Below are 14,966 nucleotides of genomic sequence, written 5' to 3' on the forward strand. Positions count from 1 at the left end.
AGTCGCTTGCAGAGGCCGATTAGCCTGATCCGATGCGCATTTTCCTGCCAATCTTCCTGATCGCGCTCAGCCTTTCCGCTTGCGGCGTGCCAAAGGAGAAAAAGCCGCGCCCTTCCGCGCTGGTTGAGGCCGCGCCCATTCTGCACGAAACCTTCACCGACAATCTGGATGCGGTCGGGACTGCATTCGCCAATGAGCAGGTGGTCTTATCCGCTCCCGTGACGGAGCGGATCACATCCCTCCATTTCAGCGATGGCGGTTATGTCAGCAACGGGCAGGTGATCGCCACCCTGGCCGTTGGGCAGGAGAAGGCGGAACTTGCCGCCGCCCAGGCCCAGGCGCTTGCAGCCCAGCAGCAACTGGAGCGTATTCAGGCCTTGAAGGCGCGGGGCTTTGCCACTGCTGCCAGCCTGGAGAGCCAGGTCGCGCTCGCCAACGCCGCCCGCGCCAGTGCACAGCAGGCCCGCGCCTCGATCGGCGACCGGGTGGTTCGCGCGCCCTTTGCCGGCTGGGTGAGCCTGCGCATGGTGTCGCCTGGCGCCATTGTCACGGCAGGCACGCCGATTGCCACGGTCAGCGACATCTCGCGGATCAAGCTGGACTTCACCATTCCGGAAACCCGCCTGTCGCTGGTGCGGGAGGGGCAGTCGATCAAGGCGGTGTCCGCCGCCTGGCCCGACCGGCGCTTCGCCGGCACGATCGCCACCATCGATCCCGTGATCGATCCTGCCACCCGCGCCGTCCGGATACGCGCCATTCTGCCCAATCCCGACCGCGCCTTGAAGCCGGGCATGCTGCTGACGGTAAATGTGGTTGCAGGGCAGCGCCAGTCACTGGCCGTTCCTGAACTGGCCGTGGTCGGCGACGGCAGCGACCATTTCGTCTTCCTGGTGGAGAAGGGCAAGGCCAAGCGGGTCAAGGTCGATACCGGCATCCGTCAGAACGGCCTGGTCGAGATATTGGGGGGAGTGAAGCCGGGCCAGACGGTCGTCACCGACGGCGTTGTCAAACTGACCGATGGCGTGCCGGTGCGCGTCCCGGGGGGCAAGCCGGAAGCAAAGAGCGCCAGCGCCGGGCAAGCGGCCGGCTGAGGAGGCGAGGCGATGCAGCTTTCGGACCTGTCCGTCCGTCGTCCGGTCTTCGCGGCGGTGGTTGCCGTGCTGCTCTGCATCATCGGCATTGTCGGCTATCTCAGCCTTTCCATCCGCGAATATCCCGATACCGACCCGCCCATCGTCTCGGTCGAGACCAGCTATACCGGGGCGGCGGCTTCGGTCGTGGAAACGCGCATCACCCAGATCATCGAGGATGGCGTCGCCGGGGTCCAGGGCATCCAGAACATCACCTCGACCTCGCGCGATGGCGTTTCTTCAGTCAGTATTGAATTCGACCCCTCGCGGGACATCGATTCGGCGGCGAATGACGTGCGCGATCGCGTGGGCGCTGTGGTGGAGGATCTGCCGGAGGATGCGCTCGCGCCGGAAATCCGGAAGGTCGACGCCGATGCGCGGGCGATATTGTTCATCGTCTTCACCAAGGATGGTTGGACCCCGACGCAGATTGCGGATTATCTGGACCGCAATGTGCTGGATCGCTTTTCCGCCATTGATGGCGTCGCCCGAGTCACCGGCGGGGGCGAGGAAAGGCCCTCCACGCGCATCTGGCTGAATGCGGAGAAGCTGACAGCCTTCGGCATCACGCCGGGCGACATAGAGGCGGCGCTGCGCGCGCAGAATGTGGAACTGCCGGCCGGGCGCTTCGAATCGAAGGACCAGAACCAGACGCTGCGCGTAGAGCGGGCCTTTTCGACGCCAGAACAATTTGCCGGGCTGGTCGTGGGACGCGGTGCGGACGGTTACCAGGTGAAGCTGGGCGACGTGGCGCGGGTCGAGCAGGGCGCCGAAAACCCCTATACGTCCTTCCGCTCCAACGCGGCGACGGGCATCGGCGTGGGCATCATCCGTCAGTCGGGCGCCAACACGCTGGAAGTTGCGGAGAAGGCCAAGGCGCTGATCGACGAGCTGCGGCCTACCTTGCCGCCGGGCATGAAGGTCACGATCGGATCGGACGAGTCGCTGTTCATCAGCCGCGCCATCGACAATGTCTATGATACGCTGGCCGAGGCGGCACTGCTCGTCGTGCTGGTCATATTCCTCTTCCTCGGCTCCCTGCGGGCGACGATCATTCCGTCCGTCACCGTGCCGATCTGCCTGCTGGCGACCTGTGCCGTCATGTGGCTGCTGGGGCTGTCGATCAACCTGCTGACGCTGCTCGCCTTCGTGCTGGCCATCGGCCTGGTCGTGGATGATGCCATTGTCGTTCTGGAGAATGTCTATCACCGCATAGAACAGGGGGAGGATCCGCTGGTCGCGTCCTATCTCGGCACGCGCCAGGTGGGTTTTGCGATCATTTCGACCACGCTGGTGGTCTGCGCGGTGTTCGTGCCGGTCATGTTCCTGGCGGGGCAGACGGGCCTGCTGTTCCGCGAACTGGCTATATCGATGATCGCCGCCATCGCCTTTTCGGGCTTCATTTCGCTCAGCCTGGCGCCGATGCTCTGTTCAAAGCTGCTGCGACGTTCGGAGCGGTCACGCCTGTCGCTCTGGGTGGATGCGCGATTCCAGCGGCTGGAGGGGACCTATGCGCGCCTTCTCGACCGGGTGCTCACGCGGCCTGCGGGCGCCATCGTCGCCGTTGCGCTGTTCCTTGCCGTCGCCGGCGGCCTGTTCACCATGCTTCCGACCGAACTGGTCCCAGCGGAAGATACGGGCGTCGTTGACGGCCAGGTGACGGCGCCTGAGGGCACCGGCTTCGATCGCATGAAAGGCTATATGCGGAAAATCGAAACCGATCTGCAGCCGCTTCGGGACGAGGGCACGCTCCAGGTGCTGAACATACGCGCGCCCGCCGGTTTTTCGAACAGCGACGATTTCAACGGCGGAAATATCATCGCCTTCCTGCGGCCGTGGGAGGACCGCACGATCACGACGGTGCAGGTGGCCGACATGATCAACAAGGTGATCGCCGACCAGCCCGGCGTCCGCGGTAATGTCGCGCCGCGTTCGGGGCTGGGCCGGGGAAGGGGCCTGCCGGTCAATCTCGTGCTGGCAGGAGCGACCTATGAGGGGCTGGTCGCCGCGCGTGATCGCATCATGGCCGCCGCGGCCGCCAATCCGGGCCTCATCAATCTGGATTCTGACTATAAGGAAACCAAGCCGCAGATGCGGATCGATGTCGATCAGCAACGCGCGGGCGATCTGGGCGTGTTCGCCAACGACATCAGCCAGGCGCTGCAGACGCTGCTTGGGTCCCGCCGCGTTACCACCTATGTCGACCGGGGCGAGGAATATCGCGTGCTGCTTCAGGCAGAGCGGGAGGGGCGCCAGACCCAGGCCGATCTGGAGCGGATCAACGTGCGCAGCCGCACCGGCGCGCTGGTGCCCCTGTCCGCCGTCGTCACGATTCGCGAAGTCGCGGGGCCGCGCCAGCTCAACCGCTACAACAAATTGCGCGCCATCACCCTGACAGCGGCTCTGGCGCCGGGTTACTCGCTGGGCGAGGCGTTGAACTTTCTCGAGGACCAGGCGCGCCAGTCACCGGAGATCCTTGCCGTCGGCTATAGGGGGGAGAGTCAGTCGCTGCGTGAAACCGGCGGATCGATCTGGCTGGTCTTCGGCCTGACCATATTGATCGTCTATCTGCTGCTCGCCGCCCAGTTCGAGAGCTTCGTCCATCCCGGCGTGATCATCGCCACCGTGCCGCTGGCCGTGGCGGGCGGGGTGCTGGGCCTTGCCTTGGCGGGCGGGTCGATCAATCTCTACAGCCAGATCGGCATCGTCATGCTGGTGGGACTGGCGGCGAAGAATGGCATCCTGATCGTCGAATTCGCCAACCAGTTGCGGGACGAAGGGCTGGAGATCAGCGCGGCCGTTCGTCAGGCTGCCGTCCGTCGCCTGCGCCCCATATTGATGACCTCCATCGCAACGGTCATCGGCGCTGTTCCCCTGGTCATACGGGGCGGCGCAGGCGCGGCGGCCCGGCATTCGATCGGGGTGGTGGTGGTTTCCGGCGTCAGCCTGGCGACATTGATCACGCTGTTCCTGATCCCGATTCTCTATTCACGGGTTGCAGGACGAACCGTTTCACCGCAAACCGTCAGTCGGCGGCTGGACTCGGCCTTGAAGGATTCGCCCGACGCCGCCGAGTAAAAGGTGGAGCTTCGTTGCCGATGAACGAGATTGCGTCTCCGGGTCAATTACGTCTTGCCTATGCGCGCTGGGCACTGGTTACTGTGCCGGCGCTTGTTTTCCTTGGCTTTCTTTCAGGCAAGCTCGCCAATAGCGGCTATGGCAATCGCTGGTTCGCGGCCTTGGCCAAGCCCGACCTGATCCCGCCCGGCTGGGTCTTTGGCCTTGCCTGGACCATCCTCTATATAATGATGGCGCTCGCCTTCGCCGTCGTGCTGCATGCCAGGGGCGCGAGGGGCCGGGGGATCGCGATAGTCGCATTCCTCGCGCAACTGGCGCTCAATCTTCTCTGGTCCCCGTTGTTCTTTCGTGCGCATCTGGTGGATCAGGCGCTGGTCCTGATCGTCGCGCTGTTAGGGCTTGTGGCCGTCACGATCCTGTTGTTCTGGCGCGTGCGGCGTGTCGCGGGGCTTCTGCTGCTGCCCTATCTGTGTTGGCTGGCCTTTGCCTCCTACCTCAACTATGAGATCGGCCGCCTCAATCCGGACGCGGAAAGCCTTGGCAAACCGGCTTTCCAGACCCAGATATGATTTTTGGCGCCACGACCGTGGTGCTGCACGGAAGGACATAGCATCATGCAGAGCGAAAACCGCTTTTTCGACGACCTTGCCAAGCTGGTGAACGGCGCGGCCGGAACGGTCGCGGGCATGAGCCGCGAATTTGAGAGCAACGCCCGCGAAAAGGCCAAGCAGTGGATCGGCGGCATGGATTTCGTCAGCCGCGACGAATTTGACGCCGTCAAGGCGCTGGCCGCCGCTGCTCGTGAAGAGGTGGAATCGCTGAAAGCCCGCCTCGATGCGCTGGAGGGCAAGGCGTCCGAACCCGTCAAGCAGACGGTCCGCGCCAAGCCCAAGGATGCAGAATAAGCGGCCGGTTTCGGGCGAAAGCGGAGTTGTCCACGCATTTTCCATGCCGCCCCGGTTTCCACCGGCGCAAAAAATGCTTTAAGGCGCGCAGATGATGGACAGCGACGAATTTGAAAATGGCGGTCAGGAGGCCGCACCGATCGACATGCTGGCCGCCTTTTTCGAGGCGCATGGCTGGAGCTACGATCAGGTCGGTGAGGACGAAATCGTCGCCAGTACCCAGGGATCCTGGGCACAATATGAACTTCGCGGCATCTGGCGTGACGAGGATCAGGTACTGCAAATGCTCGCCCTCCCCGACATAAGGGTGAACGACGACAAGCGCAGCACCATCTACGAAACGCTGGGCCTGATCAACGAACAGCTTTGGCTTGGCCATTTCGAACTCTGGTCCTCCAGCGGCATCGTGCTGTTCCGCCACGGCGCGCTGTTGGGGGCGGGCGGCACGCTGACCCTCGATCAGGCGCAGCTTCTTGTGGAAACCGCTATCGACGAATGCGAGCGCTTCTACCCGGTGTTTCAGTTCGTCCTCTGGGGCGGCAAGACGCCGACCGAAGCGATTTCCGCCAGCCTCATCGAAACGCGCGGCGAAGCCTGAGGCGCAATTCGATGACCGACATCTGGCCCGATCATCTCTTCCTTGTCGGCTGCGGCAATATGGCGGGGCAGATGCTGCAGCGCTGGCTCGCCTGCGGTCTTGATCCCGCAACAGTCACCGTACTGCGCCCCAGCGGCAAGCCGGTGGCCGAGGGAGTAAGAGTGGTCACCGACTATCCCGCCTCGCTGCCGGGCAGCACTACGGTCCTGCTGGGCATGAAGCCCTATCAGCTTGGCGATGTCGCGGGCTGTCTCGCGCCTCTTTGCCGCGGCGATATGCGGATCGCCTCGATTCTCGCGGGAACACGTCTGACCGAACTGCGCGCGGCCTTTCCTGCAGCAGGAGAAATCGTGCGCGCAATGCCCAACCTTCCGGTGGGTATCGGGGAGGGCGTCATCGCCCTGCATGCGGAAGACGCTTGCGCGGCGCTCTCGCGAAAAGCGGTCGAAGCCTTCATCGCTCCGCTCGGTCTGGCCGAATGGATTGAGGATGAAGGCCAGTTCAACGCGGTCACCGCGCTGTCCGGCTGTGGCCCCGCCTTTTTGTTCCGCTTCATCGATGCCCTGGCGCGGGCTGGCGAGTCGATCGGTCTGCTCGGCGATCAGGCAGAGCGTATGGCGCTGGCCACCGTGCGCGGATCGGCAAGCATGGCTGCCATGGCGCGCGAAAGCCCGGCGGTGCTGGCGGATCGAGTGGCCAGCCCTGGCGGCATGACGCGGCAGGGACTGAACGTGCTCGATGCCGACGATCGATTGCTGGATCTGCTCACCGACACGCTGGCCGCTGCCCGCGACCGGGGCGATGCGATGGCCCGGGGCGAATAGCGCCGACGCGGTTCACCTTGGCCTGGAAATGCTCTACGGGCTCGGCGTTCCTATGGGAGTCCTGCAATGTTGTCCCCCGAAATGCCCATTCTTGTCCTCACCACCGGGGGAACGATCGACAAGATCTATTTCGATGCACTGTCGGACTATCAGGTGGGTGAGACCGTAGTATCGAAGCTGCTCGACATCGCCCGGGTCAAGCGGCCATTCCGCATTGAGGAAGTGGTGCGCAAGGACAGCCTGGAGCTGGACGATGCCGACCGCGCCCTGATCCGCGACCGGGTCGCGACGGCGCCCGAAAGCCACATCATCATCACCCATGGCACCGATACGATGACCGAGACTGCGAAGCTGCTGTCCGCCATTGCCGGCAAGACAGTGGTGCTGGTCGGCGCGCTCGCACCGGCACGCTTTGGCGAGAGCGACGCCAGCTTCAACCTCGGCATGGCCTTTGCGACGGTGCAGGTCGCCGCTCCTGGGGTTTACATCACGATGAGCGGATCGGTGTTCCGGGCCGACAAGGTCGTGAAGGATAGGGAAAAGGGCGCTTTCGTCCCGACAGAAGGCTGAATTCGCAAGGGCAAGTGGCTGCCGACCCATCGTGGATCCGTCCGAAACCGCGTGAAGGTCAAAGACTACCCAGTACGCGCGCCGTCTCCACGAATTCCTCGACGCTGACGGTTTCGGCGCGGCGTTGCGGGTCGATGCCGACGGTCTCCAGCGCTTCCAGAGCGCCGGGCAGCCCTTTGAGGCTCTGGCGCAGCATCTTGCGGCGCTGGCCGAAGGCGGCGGCGGTGAGGCGTTCGAGATGCTTGAGCTGCACGCCTTGGGGGGCTGGCCTGGGCGTGATGTGAACCACGGCGGACATGACCTTGGGCGGTGGGGTGAACGCGCTGCGGTGGACCTTCATCGCGATGCGGGCGTCGCCGCGCCATTGGGCGAGCACGGCCAGACGGCCATAATGATCGCCATTGGGCTTTGCGACGATCCGTTCGGCGACCTCCATCTGGAACATGAGGGTCAGGCTCGACCACCAGGGGAGCGGAGACCAGTCGGCCGAAAGCCAGCCGATGAGCAGTGCAGTGCCCACATTATAGGGAAGATTGGCGATGATATGCGCCCCTTCGCCGGCTTCGGCGCGGACGTCGACGGCCATCGCGTCGCCGGAAATCACACGAAGCTGGTCCGGAAACGCCTCTGACAGTTCGGCAAGGGCGGGCAGGCAGCGCCGGTCGCGCTCCACCGCGACCAGCCGCGCCCCGGCGCGCAGGACGGCGCGGGTCAGGCCGCCGGGACCAGGCCCAACCTCGAAGGCAGGCTGGTCCTTGAGCGGTCCGGGAATGGCGGCGATCCTGTCCAGCAATTGCTCGTCCAGCAGGAAATTCTGGCCGAGCGCCTTGTTCGCCTGCAGCCCATGGGCGGCGATGACGTCTCGCAGCGGCGGGAGCTTGGGCGGTGACAGCCTGGGGTGGGTATCGGCGGTCATCGACCTTAGCAGCCAGGGGTCAATCGTGCACGCGCGGCCTCGGCCGCCATCTTGATCGCGGCCATCATCGCGCCGGGATTGGCACTGTCCTTGCCTGCAATGCCGAATGCGGTGCCATGGTCGGGTGAGGTGCGCACGATGGGAAGGCCCAGGGTGATGTTGACCCCCTCGTCGAAATTCAGCGTCTTGATCGGGATCAGCGCCTGGTCGTGATACATGCAGAGCGCCACATCATAGGTTTCGCGGGCGCGGCTGTGGAACAGGGCATCGGCGGCGATCGGCCCCTGAATGTCGTATCCTTCCGCCAGCAGCGACTCCACGGCCGGCCGGATGACATCGATCTCTTCCCGCCCCAGCGCGCCGCCCTCGCCTGCATGGGGGTTGAGGCCCGCGACGACCAGACGGGGACGACCGATGCCGAAATTGCGCTGGAGTCCCTTTGCCGTGGTAATGGCGCGGGCGCGGATCAGGTCGATCGTCAGCACGGACGACACCTCGGCCAGCGGGATATGGATGGTGATCGGCACCACCTTCAGCGATGGTCCCGCCAGCATCATGACGGCGTTATGCGGCGCAACGCCGCAGCGCTCCGCAATGAATTCGGTCTGTCCCGGATGGGTAAAGCCGACACCGTAAAGCTGTTCCTTGCCGACCGGGGCGGTGACGATCCCGGCGGCCGAACCGCTGCGGGCGAGGCCGACCGCCACTTCCAGAGCCTGAAAAGCCGTGCGCGCGCCGTCGATGCTGGGCATGCCGGGCGTGATCTCTCCCGCGTCGGCCACTTGCAGGCAGGGCAGGGCCTTGCCGAAGACTTCCGCGGCCTCCTCCGGCGTGCTGACCGGTTCGACCGGACCAAGCCAGACGGCGCGCAGAGAGGCTGCGTCGCCCACGGCGAAGAAGGGCGGCAGGCCTCGCGCCTCGCGCATTACCCAGCTCTTGGCGACGATTTCCGGGCCAATGCCGGCCGGATCGCCGAGCGAAACGGCGAAGGGCGGCCCCATTGCCGGAGGGGCCGCAGGATCAGTTATAGTCGATGACGGCATCGCGGCGAAGATCGCGCAAATAAATGCGGGCGCGCTTGTTCACTCGTTCTTCCTCAAGCTGCGCCATGATCTGTTCGGCATTGGGAGCAGCGGCGGTAGAGGCTTCGTCACGGCCGCAGACCACCAGCACGCGCACGCCGTCATTGATCGATCCGAATGGCGGCGTCGCTTCGCCGACCTGGAGGTTGATCAGGATTTCCTGCAATTGCGGTGGCAGGTCGCGCAGCTTCACATTGTCGTTGTCGACCACGTCCGCGCCGATCTTGCCGCCCAGTTCATTGGCCTGGCCGCATCCCTTGATCGCCTTGACCTGTGCGGCAAAGGCCGCGGCCTTGGTGCTCGCCTGCTCCTTGGTCGTGCCTGCCGGGAAGCTCACGGAGAGCTGTTTGAGACTGAGAAGCGCATCACGCGGATCGGCGGTCAGCACCTTCCGCTTGTCCATGACGTAGATGATCGATATGCCGCCGGGCACCCCGATGGGCCCGGCAATCTGGCCGACCTGCATTTCCGCTGCCGCCTGCGCCAGTTCATCGGGCAATTGCGCGGGGCGAACCCAGCCCAGATCGCCGCCGACCGCCGCCGTAGAGGCTTCGGAGAATTGCCGCGCGTAGGCCGCGAAGCTGCCGCCCTGCTTGATCTGTTCGATGATGTTGCGGGCGTTGGCGATGATCTGCTGTTGATTTTCCGGCGTGGCCGAAAGGTAGATTTCGCCGATGCGGAATTCGTCGCTGCCCTTCGCGGCGTTCATCCGGTCGACCACCGACTTCACCTCATCCTCCGACACGTTGACGAAGGGCTGGATGTTGCGGCGGAGCAGGCGGCTCCAGGCCAGTTCGCCCTCGATCTGGCGCCTGATGCTGGCGGCGGAGCTGCCCTGCTGACGCAGATATTGATCGAACTGCGCGGGGGACTGGCGGAAATTGGCCGCGACCCGTTCATAGCTCTGGTCGATCTCGGCCTTGTCCACCTTGATATCGTTGGCGGCGGCTTCCTGGATCTGCAGCGTCTCGTCGATCAGGTTGCGTAGCACCTGCACGCGCAGCCTTTCCTTTTCCTCGTCCGACACCTTGCCGCCATTGGCGGTGATGATGAGGGCGAGGCGCTGGTCGACGTCGGTGCCGGTGATGATGCGGCCGTTGACGATCGCCGTCGCCTTGCGGACATTGGGATCGCTCTTGCCGAAGATGGTCACGTCCTTGGGCAGGTTGAGCTGCTGGGTGGCGACATTGTCATCGTCATTCACCGTCTGGGCGAAACTTCCGGAGGCGCCGGTGGCCAGCAGGGCCGAGGACAGAAGCAGGGTGCGCAGGCCCTTGGCGGCGGCGCTGCCAATGCGGGAAAACCCTTTTAAGGCATAATGGGAAACGACAGGCTGCATCGTCGACAAAACTCTCCAATCGGGTCGGCACGAGATGCGCCGATCCGCCTTAACCGGCCCTGAGCAGGAAACGGGACGGCTGATCCTTATATGCCAATATTGCGAAAAGCCAGCCGAAGCTGGAAGCTGTTGCCCTTTCGTGCGTCGCCCAGCACCTGATAGTCGCGCCGCCAGGTCAGGCCGAGCGTCAGGCAGTCATCTTCATAAGTGACGCCCAGCCTGTGTCGGACGGGTTGATAGCCGTTGGCGACGCTCAACGGATCTTCCCTCGCATTGGTGAGGTCGATCACGGTGGAACCGAACAGCGACCAGAAACGCGCAAACTGCAAGCGGCCGCCCAGCCGGAGCTCCTCCCGGTTCCGCAAATCCTCCAGGCTGAGGTCGGCATTCCGGTTGAGCCGCAGATAGCTGACCATCGCATAGGTCTTCTTGCTGCCGATGGTGGCGTCGATCTCGTTCCGTCGGATGGCGAGATTATCCTTGTCCAGCCGGAAGCGGTGCGTGAAGCTGAGGAAATCCCGATAACGGATCGTGGTGCGACCGACGATGTCGGACAGCCGGTCTGACAGGCCCGTGCCCACCGGTAGGATATTTTCCCGGCTGTTCAGGCGGTAGCTCTGCCCGATCACGCTTTCGAGCGAGAAATGGCGCAGCGCCAGGCTATATTCCAGCCCATAGGTGACGCGGGTCGAATCCTCGAACCGGTCGTAGCCGGAAAAGCGATTGAGCGCGAAAAGGTTGCTGTCCTCCAGGTCGATGGAGCGGGCATCCTCGTTCGGGACGGTCAGATTGGCGATTCTGGGCGCCGCCACGATCTGCACGCGAGGGGCGATACGCTGCACGCCGCCAAAGGCCTCACCCATGAACGGCCAGCGGACGTCGATCGCCGCCGCCGCGATCCCGCGCGCCTGCCACCCGGGATCGCCGGCATAGCTGGCGACGGTGGCCAGCTGATTTTCGTCGCTGTGGTAGACATCGCCGCGCAAATAGGTCGTGAAGGTGACGTCCTGACCCATCGGCGTCAGCTTGCGCAGATTCCATTCGAACGCCGCGAAAGCGCGCTGCGTATCCTCTCCATGGGTGCGGGTGATCGCCAGGCTGTTGGCCTGGAACTGGATGACGCCGTCCAGCAGCGGGTCCTTCATCCGCAAGCGATAATCGACGACGGGCAAGGCGATCGGCATCTGCCCCTGAGGATCGCCGGTGCGCAAAGTCTGCACGGCCCACCCGGCGATCGAGAAATAGCTGTTGTCCCCGATCCGCTGCGCATTGATGGTCGATCGCAGCCGGTCATCATTGCTGATATAGTAGCGGCGCAGGAAGGTGCGGTCGGTCGTCGCGCGAATCGATCCGTTGATGCTCCATTCCGGCGTCAGCTGCAGCGCGCCGCTGGCATCGAGATAGCCGCGAAAATCCTTCTGCGTAGTGGTGGATGTGCTGCCGGTAGCGACGCGGCTGCCATAGGTGGCATAGCCGGTGATCTGATAGGCGCCCCGATCCCACAGGTGGCGGTAGTTGCTCTCCAGCAGGGGCAGGGCGTTGGTGAAGACGTGGGGCGTGACGGTGATGTCGCGATTGGGTCCCAGCTTCATATAATAGGGCAAGCCGAGTTCGAAGCCGTTGTTGCGGTTGTAGCGCAATATCGGCACCAGCAGGCCGCTGCCGCCATTGTCGCCGACCGGGTGGGAGAAGCCGGGCATCGGGATGAGCGGGAGGCCGAACAGCTCGACGCTAGCATTGGTATATTTGACCCTGGCCTTCACCGGATCATAGATGACCTTCACTGCCTTGATCTGCCAGGTCGGTTCCTTGGGGCAGCCCTTGTGATCCTCCACTGCGCAGCCGGTATAGACCGCCTTTCGCAGGGTGTAGACGCCGCCCTTCCGCTCGCCGTTCACGGCGGCCAGGCGCCCGCCCGACTGCAGCACCAGCAGCATGTTCTGGACCATGCCGTCCTGCAGGCTGTCGGTGACGTCGAACCTGTCGCCATAGGCGATATTGCCCTCGGGATCCGTGACGGAGACATTGCCGCTCGCCTCCACCTTGCCGGTATCACGGTTCCAGACGACCTTGTCGGCGCGCAGCCGGTTGCCGTCGCGCAGCAACTGCACATTGCCGTTGGCGGTCACGACCTCCTTATTGCTATCATATTCCAGCGCATCGGCGGAAAAGCCGATCTGATCGTCATTCTCCGGCACCGGGGCGTCGGGCGCGCTGATTGTCGTCTGCGGTTCCTGGAGTTGCTGGGCGGCGGCATGCGGGATGACCGCCAGGCACGGAAAGGCGACGCCAGCGGCCAAGAGCCGATTGAAACGCAAAAGGAAGGGGCGGTTCTGCAAAAGAATGGGGCCTCTTTGACGGGGCGTTCTGTTTCCCGGACTATTGCACTGCCCTATTGCACCGCTTTGTCTGCGCTGCAATCGTCTCGGCCAAGAGTTTTGCCGGAAAATCAGTCGAACGGCTTTGCCAGACCGGGCCGGCCGCACTATCTGGGCAGAGAGATACAAGCCTTGCAGGAAATAAAGGACCCCAGATGGAAATCGCGTTCAGCCCTGTCCGTCCCGAAGCCGATACACTGGTCTTCGCCGTGCCCAAGGGCGGCTTCGACGCCTTGCCCCTGAGCGCCGCGTCCGTGCTGGTCGGGGGGGCGGCGGCCGCGCGTTTCACGGGGGAAGCGGGATCCAGCTTCGAGAGCTTCGTGGACGAAGGCGGCAAGGTGCTGCGTGTCGTTCTGGTGGGTACCGGAGCTGGCGGTGATGTGGATTTCGAGCGGGCGGGCGCCGCGTTGACGGCCCGGCTGGCGACAAGCGGGGCGGTTCACGCTGCGGTGGAGTTCGTAGGCGCGCCCGGCGGCGAACAAGCGGCGCGCCTTGCCTTCGGCGCATTGCTGCGCGGCTGGCGGATCGACACCTACCGTACCCGGCAGGCGGAGAAGGCCAAGCCGACCCTGAAGCAGGTCACGCTGGTGTCGAGCGACGCAGGGGCGGCCTGGGAAAGACAGGCTGCCGTGGCCGCGGGCGTGGCCTTCACCCGTGAACTGGTGGCGGAGCCGGCGAACGTCCTCTATCCCGAGAGCTTCGTCGAACGGTGCAGGCATCTGGAGGAACTGGGCGTCAGGATCACCGTCCTGGACAAGGCGGCGATGGCGGAACTGGGCATGGGCGCGCTGCTGGGCGTGGCGCAGGGTTCCATGCGCGAACCGCGGCTGCTGGCGATGGAATGGGATGGCACAGATTCGGCGGGGACGGGCGGCGCGATCGAAAAGCCGCTGGTCTTCGTTGGCAAGGGCGTGACCTTCGACACGGGCGGCATTTCACTCAAGCCCGGCGCGGGCATGGAAGACATGAAATGGGACATGGGCGGCGCCGGTGCGGTCGCGGGTGCGATCAAGGCGCTGGCCGGACGCAAGGCGAAGGCCCGCGTCGTCGGCATCTGCGGCCTTGTCGAGAATATGCCCGACGGCAATGCGCAGCGTCCGGGCGACATCGTAACCTCCATGTCGGGGCAGACCATCGAGGTGCTGAACACCGATGCCGAGGGGCGGCTGGTGCTGTGCGACGTCATCACCTGGGCGCAGAAAACCTATGCGCCCGAGATCATCATCGATCTCGCGACATTGACCGGGGCGATGATCATCTCTCTGGGCAATGAATATGCAGGCATCTTCGCCAATGACGACGGGCTGGCCGACGATCTGATCGCGGCTGGCAAGGCGGCGGGCGATCCGCTGTGGCGCTTCCCTCTCGGGGATGCCTATAACAAGCTGATCGACAGCCCGATCGCCGACATGAAGAATATCGGGCCGCGCTATGGCGGGTCGATCACGGCGGCGCAGTTCATCAAGCGTTTCGTCGAGGAGGGCGTCAAATGGGCGCATCTCGACATCGCCGGCATGGTGTGGGCCGACAAGCCCGGCGCAACCTGGGACAAGGGCGCGACCGGCTATGGCGTGCGGCTGCTCGACCGTTATGTGGCTGACAAGATAGAGAAATAATGCAGGTCGATTTCTACCAGCTCAGCCGCGATCCGGTGGAACAGGTGCTGCCCGCGATTGCGGGCCGCATCCTGGCCATGGGCGCGCGGCTGATGGTGGTCGCAAGGGAGCCTGAGCGGCTGGATCGGATTTCCGCCGGGCTATGGGCCGGGCCGCCCGAAAGCTTCCTGGCGCATGGCCGGGCCGGCGAGGGTGCCGAATCGGTGCAGCCGATACTGCTCGCACAGGATTGCCCGGCGGGCGAGTTGGCCGCCAACGGGGCACGGCATGTCGCACTGGCGGATGGCCTCTGGCGTGAGCAAGCGATGGGTTTCGAGCGGGCTTTCTACTTCTTCGACGCTGAAACCATAGAGGGCGCGCGCTCCAACTGGCGCGATCTCTCGAAACGGGACGGGGTCCCCCCCCGCTTCTGGCGGCAGGAAGGCCGCAAATGGGTGCAAGGCCCCTAGCAGGGCCCTGCCCCATCAGCCCTCTTGCGATAGGCTCCGGCCCGGTCTAAAGGGCGCGCCAACTTATCCCAACAATTCGGA

13 protein-coding genes are annotated in these 14,966 nt (G+C 64.3%); 9 read left to right on the top strand and 4 right to left on the bottom strand.

Features of this window, described 5'->3' with window-relative positions; genetic code table 11:
- Positions 1 to 32: 32 nt before the first annotated feature.
- From MRBLSP13_RS18090 to MRBLSP13_RS18120, 7 genes are all read left to right on the top strand, one after another.
- A complete protein-coding gene (locus tag MRBLSP13_RS18090; protein ID WP_363755924.1) occupies positions 33 to 1,091 on the top strand; it encodes an efflux RND transporter periplasmic adaptor subunit in 1,059 nt (352 codons plus the stop codon).
- Between the two features lie 12 nt (positions 1,092 to 1,103).
- Positions 1,104 to 4,208, top strand: a complete 3,105-nt coding sequence (locus MRBLSP13_RS18095) for an efflux RND transporter permease subunit (protein ID WP_363737292.1) — start codon at positions 1,104 to 1,106, stop codon at positions 4,206 to 4,208.
- Between the two features lie 20 nt (positions 4,209 to 4,228).
- Complete coding sequence (locus MRBLSP13_RS18100; protein WP_363737291.1) at positions 4,229 to 4,777, top strand: TspO/MBR family protein; 549 nt, start codon at positions 4,229 to 4,231, stop codon at positions 4,775 to 4,777.
- A gap of 45 nt (positions 4,778 to 4,822) precedes the next feature.
- Positions 4,823 to 5,113 (top strand): accessory factor UbiK family protein, encoded by a 291-nt coding sequence (locus MRBLSP13_RS18105; RefSeq protein WP_363737290.1) that lies wholly within the window; start codon positions 4,823 to 4,825, stop codon positions 5,111 to 5,113.
- Between the two features lie 91 nt (positions 5,114 to 5,204).
- The gene (locus MRBLSP13_RS18110; RefSeq protein ID WP_133652858.1) at positions 5,205 to 5,711 is read left to right on the top strand and encodes a YbjN domain-containing protein; all 507 of its coding nucleotides are present in this window, start codon (positions 5,205 to 5,207) and stop codon (positions 5,709 to 5,711) included.
- A gap of 11 nt (positions 5,712 to 5,722) precedes the next feature.
- Positions 5,723 to 6,535, top strand: coding sequence for a pyrroline-5-carboxylate reductase family protein (locus MRBLSP13_RS18115; RefSeq protein WP_363737289.1), 813 nt, complete (start codon positions 5,723 to 5,725; stop codon positions 6,533 to 6,535).
- A 66-nt stretch (positions 6,536 to 6,601) separates the two neighbouring features.
- Entirely contained in the window at positions 6,602 to 7,105 is a 504-nt protein-coding gene (locus MRBLSP13_RS18120) for an asparaginase domain-containing protein (RefSeq protein WP_363737288.1), read from the top strand.
- A gap of 58 nt (positions 7,106 to 7,163) precedes the next feature.
- Here MRBLSP13_RS18120 and rsmA read toward each other — a convergent pair whose 3' ends face one another.
- The 4 genes from rsmA to MRBLSP13_RS18140 all read right to left on the bottom strand — a co-directional run bounded on the left by rsmA (position 7,164) and on the right by MRBLSP13_RS18140 (position 12,781).
- Positions 7,164 to 8,021 carry a 16S rRNA (adenine(1518)-N(6)/adenine(1519)-N(6))-dimethyltransferase RsmA gene (rsmA, locus tag MRBLSP13_RS18125; protein ID WP_363737287.1) on the bottom strand — a complete coding sequence of 286 codons (858 nt, stop codon included), beginning with the start codon at positions 8,019 to 8,021 and terminating at the stop codon, positions 7,164 to 7,166.
- A gap of 5 nt (positions 8,022 to 8,026) precedes the next feature.
- Positions 8,027 to 9,064 (bottom strand): 4-hydroxythreonine-4-phosphate dehydrogenase PdxA, encoded by a 1,038-nt coding sequence (gene pdxA, locus MRBLSP13_RS18130; RefSeq protein WP_363737286.1) that lies wholly within the window; start codon positions 9,062 to 9,064, stop codon positions 8,027 to 8,029.
- Positions 9,042 to 10,442: a peptidylprolyl isomerase gene (locus MRBLSP13_RS18135; RefSeq protein ID WP_363737285.1), complete on the bottom strand. Its 1,401-nt coding sequence runs from the start codon at positions 10,440 to 10,442 to the stop codon at positions 9,042 to 9,044. Before MRBLSP13_RS18135 ends, pdxA begins: the two co-directional genes overlap by 23 nt.
- A gap of 86 nt (positions 10,443 to 10,528) precedes the next feature.
- Positions 10,529 to 12,781 carry an LPS-assembly protein LptD gene (locus tag MRBLSP13_RS18140; RefSeq protein ID WP_363755926.1) on the bottom strand — a complete coding sequence of 751 codons (2,253 nt, stop codon included), beginning with the start codon at positions 12,779 to 12,781 and terminating at the stop codon, positions 10,529 to 10,531.
- Positions 12,782 to 12,975: 194 nt separating this feature from the next.
- On the opposite strand from MRBLSP13_RS18140, the gene MRBLSP13_RS18145 reads away from it, so the two are divergent.
- Both MRBLSP13_RS18145 and MRBLSP13_RS18150 read left to right on the top strand, forming a co-directional pair.
- Positions 12,976 to 14,436: a leucyl aminopeptidase gene (locus MRBLSP13_RS18145; RefSeq protein ID WP_363755928.1), complete on the top strand. Its 1,461-nt coding sequence runs from the start codon at positions 12,976 to 12,978 to the stop codon at positions 14,434 to 14,436.
- Positions 14,436 to 14,885 carry a DNA polymerase III subunit chi gene (locus tag MRBLSP13_RS18150; RefSeq protein WP_363737282.1) on the top strand — a complete coding sequence of 150 codons (450 nt, stop codon included), beginning with the start codon at positions 14,436 to 14,438 and terminating at the stop codon, positions 14,883 to 14,885. Before MRBLSP13_RS18145 ends, MRBLSP13_RS18150 begins: the two co-directional genes overlap by 1 nt.
- Positions 14,886 to 14,966: the final 81 nt, after the last annotated feature.

The sequence above is a fragment of the Sphingobium sp. LSP13-1-1.1 genome (genome assembly GCF_040676415.1).
Taxonomy (GTDB): domain Bacteria; phylum Pseudomonadota; class Alphaproteobacteria; order Sphingomonadales; family Sphingomonadaceae; genus Sphingobium.